The organism is Kitasatospora sp. NPDC101183, from assembly GCF_044767945.1.
GTDB lineage: Bacteria > Actinomycetota > Actinomycetes > Streptomycetales > Streptomycetaceae > Kitasatospora.
Window position 1 is genome coordinate 17,113 of sequence record NZ_JBIWOW010000019.1, and the last position, 14,883, is coordinate 31,995.

General features: G+C 75.7%; 18 protein-coding genes. 5 read left to right on the forward strand and 13 right to left on the reverse strand.

What is annotated here, in order from left to right:
• Positions 1-5: 5 nt before the first annotated feature.
• The 5 genes from ACIRRS_RS25685 to ACIRRS_RS25705 form a co-directional block, all read right to left on the reverse strand.
• Positions 6-1,055, reverse strand: coding sequence for an SDR family oxidoreductase (locus tag ACIRRS_RS25685; protein ID WP_402975127.1), 1,050 nt, complete (start codon positions 1,053-1,055; stop codon positions 6-8).
• Positions 1,056-1,138: 83 nt separating this feature from the next.
• Positions 1,139-1,705: a TetR/AcrR family transcriptional regulator gene (locus ACIRRS_RS25690; RefSeq protein ID WP_402975130.1), complete on the reverse strand. Its 567-nt coding sequence runs from the start codon at positions 1,703-1,705 to the stop codon at positions 1,139-1,141.
• 68 nt (positions 1,706-1,773) lie between these two features.
• A complete protein-coding gene (locus ACIRRS_RS25695) occupies positions 1,774-2,379 on the reverse strand; it encodes a class I SAM-dependent methyltransferase (protein ID WP_402975133.1) in 606 nt (201 codons plus the stop codon).
• The gene (locus tag ACIRRS_RS25700; RefSeq protein WP_402975136.1) at positions 2,372-2,869 is read right to left on the reverse strand and encodes a hypothetical protein; all 498 of its coding nucleotides are present in this window, start codon (positions 2,867-2,869) and stop codon (positions 2,372-2,374) included. Before ACIRRS_RS25700 ends, ACIRRS_RS25695 begins: the two co-directional genes overlap by 8 nt.
• A gap of 39 nt (positions 2,870-2,908) precedes the next feature.
• Positions 2,909-3,139, reverse strand: coding sequence for a hypothetical protein (locus ACIRRS_RS25705; RefSeq protein ID WP_402975138.1), 231 nt, complete (start codon positions 3,137-3,139; stop codon positions 2,909-2,911).
• Between the two features lie 120 nt (positions 3,140-3,259).
• Between ACIRRS_RS25705 and ACIRRS_RS25710 the strand changes: the two genes are divergently transcribed.
• On the forward strand, positions 3,260-3,832 hold the full coding sequence (locus ACIRRS_RS25710) for a hypothetical protein (protein WP_402975141.1): 573 nt from the start codon (positions 3,260-3,262) through the stop codon (positions 3,830-3,832).
• Between the two features lie 37 nt (positions 3,833-3,869).
• On the opposite strand, the gene ACIRRS_RS25715 is transcribed toward ACIRRS_RS25710, so the two are convergent.
• From ACIRRS_RS25715 to ACIRRS_RS25725, 3 genes are all read right to left on the reverse strand, one after another.
• Positions 3,870-5,957 carry an acyltransferase family protein gene (locus ACIRRS_RS25715; RefSeq protein WP_402975144.1) on the reverse strand — a complete coding sequence of 696 codons (2,088 nt, stop codon included), beginning with the start codon at positions 5,955-5,957 and terminating at the stop codon, positions 3,870-3,872.
• A 124-nt stretch (positions 5,958-6,081) separates the two neighbouring features.
• A complete protein-coding gene (locus tag ACIRRS_RS25720) occupies positions 6,082-7,815 on the reverse strand; it encodes a glycosyltransferase family 2 protein (protein WP_402975147.1) in 1,734 nt (577 codons plus the stop codon).
• A 254-nt stretch (positions 7,816-8,069) separates the two neighbouring features.
• Positions 8,070-8,636, reverse strand: coding sequence for a GNAT family N-acetyltransferase (locus ACIRRS_RS25725; protein ID WP_402975150.1), 567 nt, complete (start codon positions 8,634-8,636; stop codon positions 8,070-8,072).
• A 306-nt stretch (positions 8,637-8,942) separates the two neighbouring features.
• Between ACIRRS_RS25725 and ACIRRS_RS25730 the strand changes: the two genes are divergently transcribed.
• Positions 8,943-9,824 carry a lysozyme gene (locus tag ACIRRS_RS25730; RefSeq protein WP_402975153.1) on the forward strand — a complete coding sequence of 294 codons (882 nt, stop codon included), beginning with the start codon at positions 8,943-8,945 and terminating at the stop codon, positions 9,822-9,824.
• A gap of 37 nt (positions 9,825-9,861) precedes the next feature.
• On the opposite strand, the gene ACIRRS_RS25735 is transcribed toward ACIRRS_RS25730, so the two are convergent.
• Both ACIRRS_RS25735 and ACIRRS_RS25740 read right to left on the reverse strand, forming a co-directional pair.
• On the reverse strand, positions 9,862-10,233 hold the full coding sequence (locus ACIRRS_RS25735; protein ID WP_402975156.1) for a hypothetical protein: 372 nt from the start codon (positions 10,231-10,233) through the stop codon (positions 9,862-9,864).
• A 151-nt stretch (positions 10,234-10,384) separates the two neighbouring features.
• Positions 10,385-11,020 carry a maleylpyruvate isomerase N-terminal domain-containing protein gene (locus tag ACIRRS_RS25740; protein WP_402975159.1) on the reverse strand — a complete coding sequence of 212 codons (636 nt, stop codon included), beginning with the start codon at positions 11,018-11,020 and terminating at the stop codon, positions 10,385-10,387.
• A gap of 162 nt (positions 11,021-11,182) precedes the next feature.
• Here ACIRRS_RS25740 and ACIRRS_RS25745 point away from each other — a divergent pair, with 162 nt between their 5' ends.
• A complete protein-coding gene (locus ACIRRS_RS25745) occupies positions 11,183-11,797 on the forward strand; it encodes a LysE family transporter (RefSeq protein WP_402975162.1) in 615 nt (204 codons plus the stop codon).
• Positions 11,798-11,848: 51 nt separating this feature from the next.
• On the forward strand, positions 11,849-12,637 hold the full coding sequence (locus ACIRRS_RS25750; RefSeq protein ID WP_402975165.1) for an alpha/beta fold hydrolase: 789 nt from the start codon (positions 11,849-11,851) through the stop codon (positions 12,635-12,637).
• Here the strand turns inward: ACIRRS_RS25750 and ACIRRS_RS25755 are convergent.
• From ACIRRS_RS25755 to ACIRRS_RS25765, 3 genes are all read right to left on the reverse strand, one after another.
• Positions 12,612-13,052: a DUF2785 domain-containing protein gene (locus ACIRRS_RS25755; protein ID WP_402975167.1), complete on the reverse strand. Its 441-nt coding sequence runs from the start codon at positions 13,050-13,052 to the stop codon at positions 12,612-12,614. The two genes, ACIRRS_RS25750 and ACIRRS_RS25755, sit on opposite strands and share 26 nt — an antisense overlap.
• 33 nt (positions 13,053-13,085) lie before the next feature.
• Positions 13,086-13,250 carry a hypothetical protein gene (locus ACIRRS_RS25760; RefSeq protein ID WP_402975169.1) on the reverse strand — a complete coding sequence of 55 codons (165 nt, stop codon included), beginning with the start codon at positions 13,248-13,250 and terminating at the stop codon, positions 13,086-13,088.
• A 73-nt stretch (positions 13,251-13,323) separates the two neighbouring features.
• A complete protein-coding gene (locus tag ACIRRS_RS25765; RefSeq protein ID WP_402975172.1) occupies positions 13,324-13,953 on the reverse strand; it encodes a TetR/AcrR family transcriptional regulator in 630 nt (209 codons plus the stop codon).
• A 148-nt stretch (positions 13,954-14,101) separates the two neighbouring features.
• Here ACIRRS_RS25765 and ACIRRS_RS25770 point away from each other — a divergent pair, with 148 nt between their 5' ends.
• Positions 14,102-14,860 carry an SDR family oxidoreductase gene (locus ACIRRS_RS25770; RefSeq protein WP_402975175.1) on the forward strand — a complete coding sequence of 253 codons (759 nt, stop codon included), beginning with the start codon at positions 14,102-14,104 and terminating at the stop codon, positions 14,858-14,860.
• Positions 14,861-14,883 lie beyond the last annotated feature (23 nt).

Genomic DNA, 14,883 nt, shown 5'->3' on the forward strand with positions numbered 1-14,883 from the left:
CCGGCTCAGGGCGCCTCCGCCACCAGCCGACCGGCCCAGCGCTGGAGCGCGGGGACGACGGGCGGGTGGGTCAGCCCGGCGGCGGCCGCGAGGCGCTCGGCGGAGGCGGTGTCGTACCGGTCCTCGGAGAGGAAGGTGAGCGCCTCGGGGCTGGCGCCGGTGATGCCGCGCGGCAGGTGGCGCACCAACCCGACCGGGATCATCGCGCGCGGCGGGCGCACCCCGAGGTGGGCGGCCAGCTTCTCGACGAGCTCGGGGAAGTACGGCGTCGCCGGGTCGAGGACGGTGTGCGACTGGACGGGCCCCTCGTCGAGCGCGGGGACGGCGGCGAGGAACGCGGCCAGGTGGTCCACCGTGACCACGGGCACGAAGGTGCGCTTCGAGCCGGGCAGCACGGGCAGCTGCCCGGCCTGGAGCTGCCGCACGACGGCGGCCAGCCCGAAGCGCTGGCCGTACTCGCCGGTCTGCGAGTGCCCGATGACGTTGCTCGGGTTGACGGTCGTCACCGGGACGCCCAGCTCGGGGGCGGTGACGCGGACGGCCGCGTCGCCGAGCCGCTTGGAGGCGGGGTAGGCCCCGTCGGTGCTGTACAGGGCGTCGGCGGCCTGGGCGTCCAGGGGGTAGCGCGGCCGGGGGTCGCGCCCGGTGCGGTAGCCGGAGAGGTGGACGTGGCGGCGCAGCCCGGGCAGGGTGGCGGACCAGCGCAGGGCGTTGAGGGCGCCGTGCACGTTGACGGGCTCCGCCTCGGCGCGGGTGAGGCCGAACTGGTAGCGGGCGGCGAGGTTGTAGACGTCGCGCACCTCGCCGAGCCGGTCCTCGCCCCCCGGGCGCAGGCCGAGGCCGGGGGCGGTGACGTCGGCGGCGACGGTGGTGAGGCCGCGCTCGTCGCCGCCGTGGGTGCGCAGCCAGCGGCGCAGGGCGGCGCCGGCCGTGGTGCCGCGGAAGGTGGCGGCCACCGGGGTGCCCCGGCCGAGGAGTTCGAGGACGAGCCACCGGCCGATGAAGCCGGTGGCGCCGATGACGAGGGCGCGGGGCGGCGGCGGGGTGGGCGACATGCGGGTTCTCCCGTGGTCTGTCGACTGGTGCCGGTGCGTACCGGTGCGCCGACTCGTGGATGTCAGGACACGCCTCTGGGGCGTCAGGGCGCGCCGGACAGCAGCCGCAGCACTGCCGTCCTCGCGTCGTCGAGGGGTTCGAGGTCGCGCCGGACCTTGGCGAGCAGCGCCGCGCCCTCGATCAGGGCGAGGGCCTGACCGGCGGCCCCGGTCGGGCGGCCCTCGGCGGCGAGCCTTCGGGCGAGGACGTCCCGCCAGCCGTCGTACACCTCGGCGCAGACGGCGCGCAGCGGTTCGTTGGCGCCGGAGACGTCGAGGGCGACGGTGGCGATCGGGCATCCGGTGCGGTACGCGGAGCGGTGGAGGCGCTCGGCGAAGGCCTCGGCGAGCGCCTCGGCGAGTTCCGCCGCCGTGGCGCCCCGCTCCGCCCGGGAGGTGAGCAGCTCCTCGGTCTCCCGGCCGGCCTGGAGCAGCGCGGCGGCGACCAACTGGTCCTTGCCCTCCGGGAAGTGGAAGTAGAGCGAGCCGCGCGGAGTGCCGGTGTCGGCGAGGATCCGGTTGAGCCCGGTGCCGTGGTAGCCCTGTGCCTCGATCAGTGCGCGGGTGCCGGCGATGAGCCGGGCCCGGGTCTCGTCCCCCTTGGCTCCCATGGCGGACGACGATAGACCGGTCTGCATATTCCTGTCGACGGTCCAACCGGCCATCTCCGGGGTCGAGTTCAGGCCGGGCGCTCCAGGACGAACAGCGTCCAGTGCACGCCCCCGCGCCCGTGCAGGTCCTGACGGGAGGCACGGTGCACCACGCGCAGGCCGAACTCCCGCGCCAGGGCGGGGGTTTCCTCGGCGGGGACGTTGTACATCCGCCGCCCGGCGGGGACGGGGCCGTGGCGCACGGTGAGGGAGAGCCGGCCGCCGGGGGCCAGCAGGGCGCCCACCGTCCGCAGGGCGGAGCGGCGTTCGGCGGGGTCGAGGTGCATCCAGACGGCGGTGACCAGGATCAGGTCGTAGCGCTCGCCGCCCTCGCGGACGGCCGGCAGCTCGGGCAGGGCGTCCGCCAGCCAGCGCACGCCGCTGCCCGCGTGCAACCGCTCGCCGTGGGCGCGCAGTTCGGGCGTCGGCTCGACGGCGAGGACGCGGTGCCCGAGGGCGGCGAGGGCGGCGGCGTCGCGGCCGGTCCCGGCGCCGAGGTCGAGGACGGCAGCGGGGGCGGGCGGGTAGTGGGCCAGGAGCTCGCCGTGGACCTCGGTGAAGGTCACGCTCTCGTACTGGACGGCGAGTTCGTCGGCCGCCTCGCCATAGCCGAGGGTGCCTGCGGGCCTAGTCATTCGTCTCTCCTACCAGGACGGCGTCGCCGGCGGCAGCCGCGACGGCGAAGAAGTCGCGCAGGTCGCGCAGGTCGCCGGCGACGCGGACGGCCCAGGTCTCGGACCAGGGCGTGGCGTAGCCGAGCGCGGCGACCGTCCGGGCGAGGACGGCGTCCTGCTGGCGGACGAGTTCGCCGAGCGCGGAGTCGCGCAGGAACAGCGAGGCGGTGGCGACCTGTTCGGGGCTCAGCAGCAGCGGCTCGCCGCGCTCCCGGCGCCCGGGCCCGCCGTAGATCGGCAGCCGGGCCGCCGGGTCGGGGTGGAGGCCGTTCTCGGTGAGCGCGAGTTCCATCAGCAGCGCGGTGCGGCGGACGCCGAGGGCGAGCCCGGCGGCGGCGAGCTCGTCGTAGCCGACGCCGAGGTGCCGGGGCACCAGCTCGCCGAGTTCCTCGGGCGAGCAGGCGTCGACGGCCTTGCCGGGCAGGCGGCGCCAGAAGTGATCGACACTCACCCGCACAGCCTAACGAAGAGCGGACGGCGCGGAAGCCGATCACGCCTCGCCGGGGTGCCAGGCGGGCCATTCCCACGGGCGGTCGGTCCAGTGGACGCGCTGCGGGTCGCGCGGGTCGAGGTCGGGGAACAGCTGGTGGATGCGGGGTTCGAACTCCTCGGGCGCGAGCGGCTCCCAGCCGTGGCCCTGGAAGTGGACCAGCCGGTAGCGGCTGTCGGTGCGGAACCCGGCCACGTCGACCAGGGGTGCGGACGTGCTGTTCGTCTCCATGACCCCAAGCATGTGACCCGGCGGCAACCCGCGCCCGCCCGGACCCCTCTTCCGGGTCATGTCCCCGCGTCCGCGCGCTCGTTGAGCACGGGAAGGGTTCGTCTCCGGAAGGACGAGGACATGACGGGGCAGCCGCCCACCCAAGGGCCGTGGCAGTGGCCGCAGAACGCCTGGCAGCCTCCCCCGGTGCCCGCGCCTCCCCCGCCGGGCCCGCCCCCACACCCGGCCCCGCCGCCCGCGCGGCGCCGCCCGCGCCGGGCGTGGGCGGCGGCGGCCGTCGGCACGGGCGCGGTGCTGGCGGCCGTCCTGGTGACCTGCGGGCCGGGCGCGGGCCCGGACGTACGGCCGGCGGCGCACGTCACCCCGGCGCCGACGCCGGTGCCCTCGCCGCTGCCGGCCCCCGCGCCGGACCAGGGCCCGGCGGCGGAGTACTCCCTCGCCGAGACGACGCAGGCGACGCAGGCGGCCCAGGCCGGGCAGTCCGCGCCGTCCGCCTCCGGCTCCCCGGCCGCGCCGCACCCCAAGGCCGCGCGCTCCCCGCACCCGGCCGGCCGCAGCGCCTCCGCCGCCCCGGCCCCCGGCGCCGCCCTGCCGAGCCTGGGCGCGGGCAACCCCTGCGACCAGGGCGAACACGTGGCCCACTGGCCGGCCGACTCCGAGCAGGCCCGCATCTGCCGTCACCTGTACGGGTGATCGGTGGCCCCGCCCCCCACGGGCGGGGCCACCGGGCTCAGTGGGCCGCGCCCAGCAGCCCCTTGTCCAGGCGCGGCGCCAGCACCCGGGCGAGGGTGTCGGTGATGTGCCCGGTGTCCCGGTAGAGCACCAGGCCCTCCAGCACCGCCGGGCAGCTCGGCCCGGTGGCGGGGCACAGCAGCGGCCCGAGGTCGAGTGTCCGTACGCCGTAGCGGGCGGCGAGGCCGCCGTCCAGCATCGGGTCGGGTTCGAACGCGGTGTCGCGCGGGAAGACGCAGGCGTCGGAGCGTCCGTCCGAGGCGGCCAGGCAGGTGGGGATGTCCTTGCCCGGCATCGGGGTGTCGCCGAGGTACGCGAGCGGGGCGCCGAGCGCGGCGAGCCGGTCGAGCGTGCGGGTCCAGCCCTGGGTGCGCTCCTCCGGGCCGCCGTACCGGTTGAGCCCGGCGAGCAGCACCAGCCGGGGCTTGGCCTCGTTGGCGAGCCTGGTCAGCGTGTTCTCCCGCCAGCGGTCGCACTCCTCGAAGGTGCGGCCGAGGACGTTGTTGCGGACGGTGATCGTGGCGAGCGGGCAGCCCGGCTTGACCAGCACCTCCAGCGCCCAGTGCCGCTGCTGCGCCATGGCGATCCCGGCGGAGATCCACTGCCCGGCGTGGGAGTCGCCGAGGAGCACGATCCTGTCGGGGCTGTGCTCGTCGCCGAAGAGGCAGCGCGGGCTGGCGTCGGCGTTGAGGGCGATCTCGCAGCCCTTGCCCGGCGGGAAGTCCTCGCGGGCCCGCGCCAGTGAGGGCGTCAGCGAGGTGAGCACCGTGCCGGGGGCGAGCAGCGAGGGCCCGTCGACGGCTCCGGGAGGGGCGGGGACGGAGGCGGCGGAGGCCGTGCCGAGCGCCCGGACCGTCCCGCCGCCGAGGGTGAGCCCGGCGATCAGCGGGATGACGAGCGCGCTGGCACCCACCGCGAGGCCGCGCCGGGGCGCGGCGGTGCCGCCGTGGCGCAGCGGCTGCTCGACGAGGCGCAGGGTGAGCCAGGCGGGCAGCGCGCTGGCGGCCGTCAGGGCGGCCAGGGCCGTCCAGGAGAGCGTGCCGTAGCGGGCCTGCGCGATGGTGATCACCGGCCAGTGCCACAGGTACCAGGCGTACGAGAGCCGGCCTGCGGCGCGCAGCGGGCGGGCGGTGAGCGCGCGGCCGGCGGCGAGCGGGGTGGCGGCGGTGCCGGCGAGCAGCAGGGCGGCCGCGCCGAGGACGGGCAGCAGGGCGGCGGCGCCGGGGAAGGGGGTGTTGCGGTCGTACAGGAAGAGCGGGCCGACGACGGCGGCCAGTCCGGCCCAGCCGAGGACCGTCAACCCCACGCGCACGCCCGCCTGTTGGCCGACCCGCCGGGCGAGCAGCGCGGCGCAGGCCCCGGCGGCGAACTCCCAGAGCCGGCTGCCGGTGGAGAAGTAGGCGAGCGGCGCGGAGGTCTCCGTCCAGCGCAGGCACAGCGCCAGCGAGAGGCCCCCGATGCCGAGCGTCGCCACGGTGATCGCGGCCGTGCGGCGGCGCCCGTGCAGGTAGCGGGCGAGGCCGAGCAGCAGGACGCCCCAGAGCAGGTAGAACTGGTTCTCCACGCTGAGCGACCAGAAGTGCTGCAGCGGGCTCGGGTCCCGCTCGGAGGCCAGGTAGTCGGTCTGCTGGCCGACGAAGCGCCAGTTGGCGAACTGCCCGGCGGAGGCGATGAGGTCGCGGGCGAGGTCGGTGCCGCGCAGCGGGTCGAGCAGCGCCCCGCCGGCGGCGGCGGTGGCGACGAGCACGGTGGCGGCGGCGGGCAGGATGCGCCGGGCGCGGCGGGCGGCGAAGTCCCACAGGCCGAGCGGGCGGCCGGTGAGCATGCCGGTGATGAGGAAGCCGGAGATGACGAAGAAGACGTCGACGCCGACGTAGCCGCCGGTCAGGCCGGGCACCCCGGCGTGGAAGGCGAGGACGGAGAGGACGGCGACGCCGCGCAGCCCCTCGATGTCGGGGCGGAACGCGCTGCGCCGGCGTTCGACGTCGCCGGTGGTCGTGGCCGCGGGCGGGCGGGTGACCTGGACGACGCCGGGCAGCAGCTCGGCGGCGGTTGCGGAGGACGGAGGTGGTACGGCCGTTGACACGGCGGTGCTCCTTGCAGATGGCGGCGGTGGTCTGGGCCGCCGGCCGATGGGGCGGCCGGGCGGCGAGTCCGCGCCGGTGGGGCGACGCGCAAGGAATCGACGGGGAAGAGGAGTTGACGGTGCGTCAGAAGACGAGCGGGTCGGCCCAGCCGGAGGCGAGCAGCCCGCACAGCGCCAGGACGGCGGTGACGGCGACGGCCTCGGCGCGCCCGAACCCGAGGTCGGACCGGCGCCCGGTGGGCGGGGCGACCTCGCCCGCGGCGGCGCCCTTGCCGCCGGTGGTGGCGCCGAGCAGCGGCCAGAGGGCCTTGATCAGGGGGATCATCGTGTACGCGGTGAGCGCGAGCAGCCCGGTCAGGGCCCAGTACGGCTGCCAGCCGTACAGCGTCACGGCGCGGACGAGGCCGGCGAGGCCGGCCAGGATGACGAACCCGAGCCAGCCGACCCCGATGCGGGCGACGGCGCGGGCGAGCGAACTGCCGCCGGAGACGGCGCCGGTGGGCACCCAGTCGGCGGAGCGGCGGCGCAGGGCGTGGGCGATGGCGACCACGTGGCAGAGCCCGCCGAGGAGTTGGACGCGGGTGACCTCGAAGCGCCAGCGGGTGCGGGACATCGCGGGCAGCAGGACGAGGGCGACCCAGATCGGCGGCAGGAAGGGGAGCACCTGCCAGGGCTGGATCTCCTCGGGCCGGAAGAACAGCATGATCAGGGCGGGCAGCGGCACGGCGAAGACGTTCACCGCGCTGGTGACGTAGCCGAGGATGCCGTTCCAGAAGCAGAGCCGGGCGGAGCGCGGGAGCGGGCCCCGGCGGAAGTCGGGGTCGCCGACGAGCGCGAGGGAGCCGAGGCACCAGCGGTACTGCTGGCTGATGAAGGCGGGCAGCCCGGTGGGCGACATGCCCTTGGCGACCAGGGCGGGCACGTACCGGGTGGTCCACCCGGCGCGGGCGAGCGAGAGGCCGGTGTAGAGGTCCTCGCTGTGGTCGATCTCCGCGAAGCCGCCGACCCGCTGGAGGGCGGCGCGGCGGTAGAGGGCGTTGGTGCCGCAGCAGACGGTGCCGTCCTGGGCGTCCCGGGAGGGCTGGATCCAGCGGTAGAAGATCTCCTGGGTGGCTCCGGCCGCGCGCTCCAGCCAGGACATGTCGGCGTCCGTGTCGAAGCACTGCGGGCTCTGCACGATGCCGACCTCGGGGTTGTCGAGGTAGGGCACCAGGTGGTGCAGGAAGTCGGGGCGCGGGCAGAAGTCGGCGTCGAGCACGGCGACGATCTCGCCGTCGCCCTCGGCCAGGCCGTGGTTGAGGTTGCCGGCCTTCTTGAAGCGGCCCCGGTCGGGGCGGGCGCGGTACTGGAAGCCGTAGCCCTCGGCGAGTTCGCGCACCTCGGGGCGGTCGGCGTCGTCGAGGACCAGGACGGTGAGGGCGCCGGGCCAGCGGACGGCGGCGGTGTGGCGGTAGGCGTTGTCCAGGACGGCGAGGGGTTCGCCGGCGGTGGGCAGCAGCAGGTCGACGCTGGGGTGGCGCGCGGGGTTCCAGGCGCGCAGCAGCAGGTCGTGGGAGTCGCGGGTGTAGCGGCGGGCGCGCTGTCCGTCAACGACGGACAGCAGCCAGGTGGCCGCGTTGAGGACGGTGAGCAGGAGGAACGGCCACAGCAGCGGCTTGCTGAGGGCGAACAGGCCGAGCGTGGCGGTGGCCCCCGCGTAGGAGAGGGTGGCGCAGAGCAGCACCCAGCGGCGCTGCGGGCCGAAGTACCAGTAGAGCTCCTCGTCGTCGGGCGGGCCGGGAAGACGGAGGTCGGCGTCGGGCCCGCCGGGGCGCCCGGCGTCGGCGTCGGGCATGGCGGTGCCATGGAGTACGGGCATGCGGAAGTGGCCCCCCTGGGCGTGGGACGGAACGTGGCCGGTCCCCCTCAGCCTCTCACATTGGCCTAGACCAATCGTGAACACGGCATGACTTCTCCGCATCACCGCTGGTCAAAGACTTGACGGCCCGTCACTGCCGGACGGACCGTCAAACGATCAACGATTGACCGTTGGAACACTCTGGTGCCGCCGCCTACCCGCCGGTCACCTCCGCACCCCCGGTCATCCGCCGTCACACCTCGGCCGCGCCGCCGTCAGACCGCCGGGAGCGACTTGGTCAGCTGCTCGAAACGGAGGTCCGGCCGCAGCGGCAGCCCGAACCGCTCGTCCCCGTACGGGAACGGGCTGTAGACGCCGGTGCGGCGGAACCCGCGCCGCTCGTACCAGGCGATCAGGTCGGCGCGCTGCTCGACCACCTTCATCTCCAGCTGCCCCACGCCCCACTCGTCCCGCGCCACCCGCTCCGCCTCGGCCAGCACCAGGCGGCCGATCCCGCCGCCCTGGAGGGTCGGGCGGACGGAGAACATGCCGAAGTACGCGCTGCCCGGGCGCCGCTCCAGGTGGCAGCAGGCGACCAGCTCGCCGTCGAGCTCGACGACCAGCACCACGCCCTCCGGGTCCTCGACGGCCTCGGTGACGCTCTCCGGGTTGGTCCGCTGCCCCTCCAGCAGGTGCGCCTCCGTCGTCCAGCCGGCCCGGCTCGAATCGCCCCGGTACGCGGACTCGACCAGCGCCACCAGCGCCGGCACGTCGGCGCGCGTGGCGGGCCGGAAAGTCGGCTCCCCGGTGAATCCGGCGGAACCTGCGGTGGTCTCGGACATGGCGATCTTCTCCTCGTACGCACGACAGGCCGCCCGGGCGGGCGACCTGCGGGCATCGTGCCACAGGCCCCCGCCGGGACCGCCACGGGCCCGGGACCAGCCCGAATGCATCTACGCGCGTCCCGATCGAGCCCAGCGCCCCCTTCCCAGGGGCTCCCGGGGGCCTCTGACGATCGCTCACGATGTGGTGCGGACCTCCTGGCACGCTGGCGAGTACATGGCTACCCTGCTCCCCGGCCAAAGGTCCCAACCTCCGGCCTCATCAGGCCCTTTGGGCCGTCCGCACCGGACCCTCAGGAGTGCCCCATGCCCCGACCCGTCCGCACCCCGGGAGCAGTCGCCCGCCGCCGGCTCCCCGCCCTCGCCACCCTCACGGCCGCCGCCGCGCTCCTCACCGGACTCGCCGCCCCCGCGTACGCCGCCGAGCCGAACACGGCCGCCGCCGCCCCCGTCGTCGAGGGCCGGGCCGGATTCCACCCCGAGCGCGACTTCGCCGGCTCCACCGTCGCCGCCCACGAGGGCCGCCCCGTCGCCACCCCGGCCGTCGCCGACCTCGCCGCCACCCAGACCAAGGGCCTGGACGTCTCCGGCTACCAGGGCAGCGTCAACTGGAGCTCCGTCGCCGCCAACGGCGCCCGCTTCGCCTACGTCAAGGCCACCGAGGGCACCGGGTACACCAACCCGTCCTTCGCCCAGCAGTACAACGGCTCGTACCACGCCGGCCTGATCCGCGGCGCCTACCACTTCGCCCTGCCCAACGCCTCCTCCGGCGCCACCCAGGCCAACTACTTCGTCAGCCACGGCGGCGGCTGGTCCGCCGACGGCAAGACCCTGCCGCCCGCGCTCGACATCGAGTACAACCCCTACGGCGCCACCTGCTACGGCCTGAGCCAGAGCGCGATGGTCGGCTGGATACGCTCCTTCAGCACCACCGTCCACAGCCGCACCGGCCGCTACCCGACCATCTACACCACCACCAACTGGTGGTCGCAGTGCACCGGCAACTACGGCGGCTTCGCCTCCACCAACCCGCTGTGGATCGCCCGCTACTCCTCCGGCCCGGGCACCCTGCCCAACGGCTGGGGCTACCAGACCTTCTGGCAGTACGCCGACTCGGGCGTCTTCCCCGGCGACCAGAACCTCTTCAACGGCGCCGCCGACCGCCTCCGCGCCCTCGCCCTGGGCTGATTCCCGACGGGGTGCCCGGCGCTCACCCGCCGGGCACCTACCGGGGGTCGACCAGCTCCGGGGCGAAGACCGTCCCCAGCGGCTCGGGGCCCACGTAGCGCCGGCAGGCGCAGGCGCGCAGCTCGTAGGCGAACGGGCGGCCGTCCGCGTCCCAGGCGACGGGCGTCTGCGACTCCTCGTGGCAGCGCCCCTGGTCGTCGTGCACGGCCAGGTGGTGGGTGCAGCCGCAGACCGGCTCGGGCGGCCGGTTCGCCTCCGCCAGGGCCAGGCGGCCCGCGTGGGCGGCCTCCAGCAGCTGCAGCTTGCGCGTGTGCCGGGTCCTGAGCGCCTTGCGCCCCCGCTCGGCGAGGCCTCCGCAGCCGTAGATCACGGCGGGCAGCAGCCACCAGTACGCGAGAACTTCCCCCATGACTCCCCCCGGCCTCGGCGTATCGCCCGATCATAGGGCCTACGTGCGCGAACGGCGCCGCCGCTCCCTGCGCACCTGTACGAGGGTGACCGCCGAGACGATCAGGCCCGGGAGCAGCCACACCAGGTTCAGCCAGCCGCTCACCGGATCATCACCTGATCACCGGCAGGACCGCTGCGGCGCCCTCGCGGCCCGTCGCCGCCTCGATGAAGGCCACCGGATCGGCGACCTCCGCCAGCATCGCCCGGGTGAAGTCCAGCGCCGCCTCCGCGGGCGGCGGGCCTCCGACCGCGGCGATCAGGTCCAGCAGGTGGACGGTCGCCTCCATCAGGGCCACCTCCCCCAGCGCCCCGACGGTCGCGCTGCCCAGCAGCGGGTGCGCGACGGCCGCCGACGGCGCGACGTCCGCCAGGGCCTCCAGCGCCGCCGGGCCCTCCACCCCGAACCGGGCCACCAGCACGGCCGGTTCGGCCAGCCGGGCCGTCTCCCTCGCCGCGTCCGCGACCTGATCCGCGGCCGTGTGCGCGATCCCGCCCGGCCGGTTGTACGCCCGCAGGACGCCCGCCCCGGAGGCCACCTCGGCCGGCCCGTCCACCAGGGCCTCCCGCAGCCCGGTGAACATCTCCGGCACCGGCGCCACGTGCGCGTACAGCTCGCGCACCGTCCACCCGGTCAGCCGCGTCGGCTTCTCCCACTCCCCGGCCGAGAACGCCTCCCCGCGCCGCGCCCAGGAGGCCCAGGCCTCGGCCAGCATCGCGCGGACGGGATCGACCTGAGGATCACTCATGGACACGCTCCTTCTCGGTTGCGAAGCCCCCACGCTACCCCGGGGCCCGCGAAATCCCCTTGCGGCCCCGGTGGTTCGAGCGCCACCATGCCGTCGCATGAACCTCGCCACGAACCGACAGCAGCAGCCCCTCCGGCCCAGGAGGCCCGACCCCCTCCGCACGTGAGGGCCCTCGTCACCGGGCTGCTCGCCGGGTACGGCGTGGCCGTCCCGGTGGGGGCCGTCGGCGCGTACCTGGTCTCCCTCACCGCCCGCACCTCGCTGCGCACCGGTGCCTGCGCCGCCCTCGGCGTCGCCACCGCCGACGGCCTGTACGCCCTGCTCGCCGTCCTCGGCGGCACCGGCCTCGCCCCGCTGCTGACGCCCGTCGCCGGGCCGCTGCGCCTGGGCGCCGCCGTCGTGCTGCCGGCGCTCGCCGCCCGCACGGCCGTCACCGCGCTGCGCACGAGCGGCCCGCTGGAGCAGCGGCCGCCGCCCTCCCCCGCCCGCGCCTACCTCGCCCTGCTCGGGCTCACCCTGCTCAACCCGCTCACCGTCCTGTCCTTCGCCGCGCTGATCCTCGCCGACGGCGCCCGGGCGGGCGACACCCCCGCCCGGCTCGTCTTCGTCGCCGCCGTCCTCGCCGCCTCGGCGAGCTGGCAACTCCTGCTCGCCGCCGGCGGCGCGCTGCTGGGCCGCGCCCTCACCGGCCCCCGCGGCCGCCTCGCCACCGCCCTGGCCTCGGCCGCGCTGGTCGGCTGGCTCGCCGTCCGCCTCCTGTTCGACGCACTCCCCTGATATCCGTACGGGCCCGGAATGATCGCGCCCGCCTGGCAGTTGGAGCCTCTCATGCACCTCACCCTTTCCGACGGCACCCGCATCGACTACGAGGACCACGGCGACGGACCGCTCGCCCTCTACGCGCACGGCGCGCTCCTCAGCCGCGAGGTCGAGGACCAGTGGGGCCTGCTCGACTGGCAGGCCGTCAAGGACCTGCCCGGGCGCCGGTTCGTCCGCTACGACGCCCGCTCGCACGGCGCCTCGGGCGACGGCAGGCCCCTCGCCGAGGACCACACCTGGGAGCGGTTCGCCGCCGATCTCGTCGAGGTCCTGGGGCAGTTGGGCGACGGGCACCCGGTGGCGGGCCTGGGCGCCTCACTGGGCGCGGCCAGCCTGCTGTGGGCGGCCGTCGAGGACCCGTCGCGCTTCGACCGGCTGGTGCTGGTCATCCCGCCGCCCGCCTGGGAGGCCAGGGCCGAGAAGGGCGGCGCCTACCGGGAACTCGCCGAACTGGTGCGCACGCAGGGCGCCGACGCCTTCGTCTCGCAGATCGGCACCGGCCCCGTCCCGCCCTCGCTGGCCGACCACCCGTTCCCGTCCAAGACCGTCGGCGCGCACCCGGGCCGGCTGCCCGCCGTCTTCGAGGGCCTGGCCCTGTCCAACCTGCCCCCGCGCGAGCGGATCGCCGAACTCCGGCTCCCCACCCTGGTCCTGGCCCTCGCCGACGACCCCGGCCACCCGCTCTCCACCGCCGAGGAACTCGCCGGGCTCATCCCCGGCGCCGAGCTGCACGTCGCCACCGACTCCGCCGGGATCGGCGCCTGGGCGCAGCTCATCGCCCGCTTCCTCGCCGCCTGAGGCCGCTCCGTAGCATCGCAGGCATGGACGACAGCCGCCCGCCGACGGCCTCGCCCTCGGTCAGCTCGGCGCGGGTGAGGACGAGGGCGATCGCGTTCGCCAGGCGGTCGTCCTCCACCTGGTCGAGGACGTGGCCGGTGGGCGCCGTCAGCCGCGCGGCGGCGAGGTCGGGCATCCGCGTCGGCGCCACCTCGGGGCGGAGGCCGAAGTCGCCGAGCAGATCGGCGCCGTGCGCCACCGCGTGGAACCGGCCGAGGGTCTCGTCGTGGCCGCGAAGGTCCGTCTCGGCCGGGTACCAGCGCTCGAACGCGTCCACCCAGCCGGGCCGGAAGTCCCCGGCCCGCACCAGCACGGCGAGGACGAGGGGCACGAACGTACGGGCCTCGGTGCGCGGATCGGCGAACCTGGCGGCCATCTCGTCCCGGTTCCGGCCGCCGGGGCGCCGCGATCACGCCCGGGCGATCCAGGTCGCGAGGACGGCGTGGGGCTCGCCGTCGCTCACCAGCGGGTCGGGGTCGGCCGGCGCCCGGGACCGCTCACGCACCAGCGCGTCCGTCACTTGGCCGGCGGGCACGGCGGAGTCGGCGTCCACGACGCCCTTCCAGTCGGTCATGGCGGGCCGACAGGCCGCCCCCGGAGCCGTGCGCCTGCGAATCTCCGCAGGCCAGATGCCCGATCGGCCTCCGTCAGAGCCCGGCGCCGAGCATGCGCAGCACCAACTCGCCGTAGCGGCGGCCGAGTTCCTCCGGAGTCTCGCTGGAGCGGTCGGTGTACCAGCGGGAGACGTCGATGCCCAGGGAGGTCACGGCCCGGGCCGCCGTGCGCACCTCGGCGACCTGGAAGGCGCCGGCCGACGCGCCCTCCTCGATCAGGGCGCTGACCTCCCGCTCGATGTCCAGGCGCAGCGCCGCGACGACGGCGTACGCCTCCTCGGGCAGGGCGTGCAGCTCGTAGTTGACCACCCGGCCGACCGTACGGGCCCGGGCGTGCCAGGCCGTGAACTGCTCGACCAGGTGCCGCATCCGCTCCACCGGCCCGCCCCCGGCCGAGGCCGCCGCCCGGACCAGCGCCAGCGTGGCGGCGTGCCCGGCCTGGCTGATCTCGGCGAGCAGCGCCGCCTTGGAGTGGTAGTGGATGTACAGCGCCGCCGGGCTCATCCCGGCCGCCGTGGCGATGTCCCGGGTGGTGGTGGCGTGGAAGCCGCGCTCCGCGAAGGACTCGACGGCGGCCTGGAGCAGCCGCTGCGCCGCCTCGGGGCGGGCGTCGGCCCCGCCGGGCAGGGTGGGCCAGAGGTCGGCGATCGGCGAGCTGGTCATGGCGCCATCCTCCCAGAAGACTCGTACAGGCTTTCCCCTCCGCGACTGCGCGACGGGGAGGGCTGTTGACAGGTTCCCCCACCCACACCATGCTGAGCAAGCGCTTAGTCAGCCTGGGTGAGCCCAGTCAGCGAAAGGCAGGACCCCCGTGGTGCACTCCTTCAAGGGCCGGGTGGCCGTCGTCACCGGATCGAGCCGGGGCATCGGCCTCGGGATCGCCCGCGAGCTGGTCGCCCGGGGGGCGAAGGTCTGCCTGACCGCCCGCGGCCCCGAGGCGCTCGCCGAGGCCGTCGAGGAGCTCGGCGGCCCCGAGTGCGCGATCGCCGTCGCGGGAAAGGCCGACGACCCGGCGCACCAGGAGGAGGCGGTGGCCCGCACCCTGGAGGCGTTCGGGAGGCTGGACCACCTCGTCAACAACACCGGCATCAACCCCGTGTACGGCCCCGTCCTCACCACCGACGAGGAGGCCGCCGCCAAGATCCTCGCCGTCAACGTCCTCGCCCCGCTGGCCTGGACGCGCCGCGCCCACGCCGCCTGGATGGGCGAGCACGGCGGCTCGGTCGTCAACGTGGCCTCCGTCGCCGGCATCCGCTCCTCGCTCGGGATCGGGATGTACGGCGTCAGCAAGGCCGCCCTGATCCGGCTGACCACCGAACTCGCCGCCGAACTCGGCCCGCAGGGCATCCGCGTCAACGCCGTGGCCCCGGCGGTGGTGAAGACGAAGTTCGCCCAGGCCCTGTACGAGGGCCGGGAGGAGAAGGTCGCCGCCGCCTACCCGCTGGGCCGCCTCGGCGTTCCGGAGGACGTGGCGGGCGCCGTCACCTTCCTCCTCTCCGAGGACGCGGCCTGGATCACCGGCCAGACCGTGGTCCTGGACGGCGGCGTCACCCTCGGCGGAGGGCTCTGACCCTCTCCTCCGGCCCCACCGGC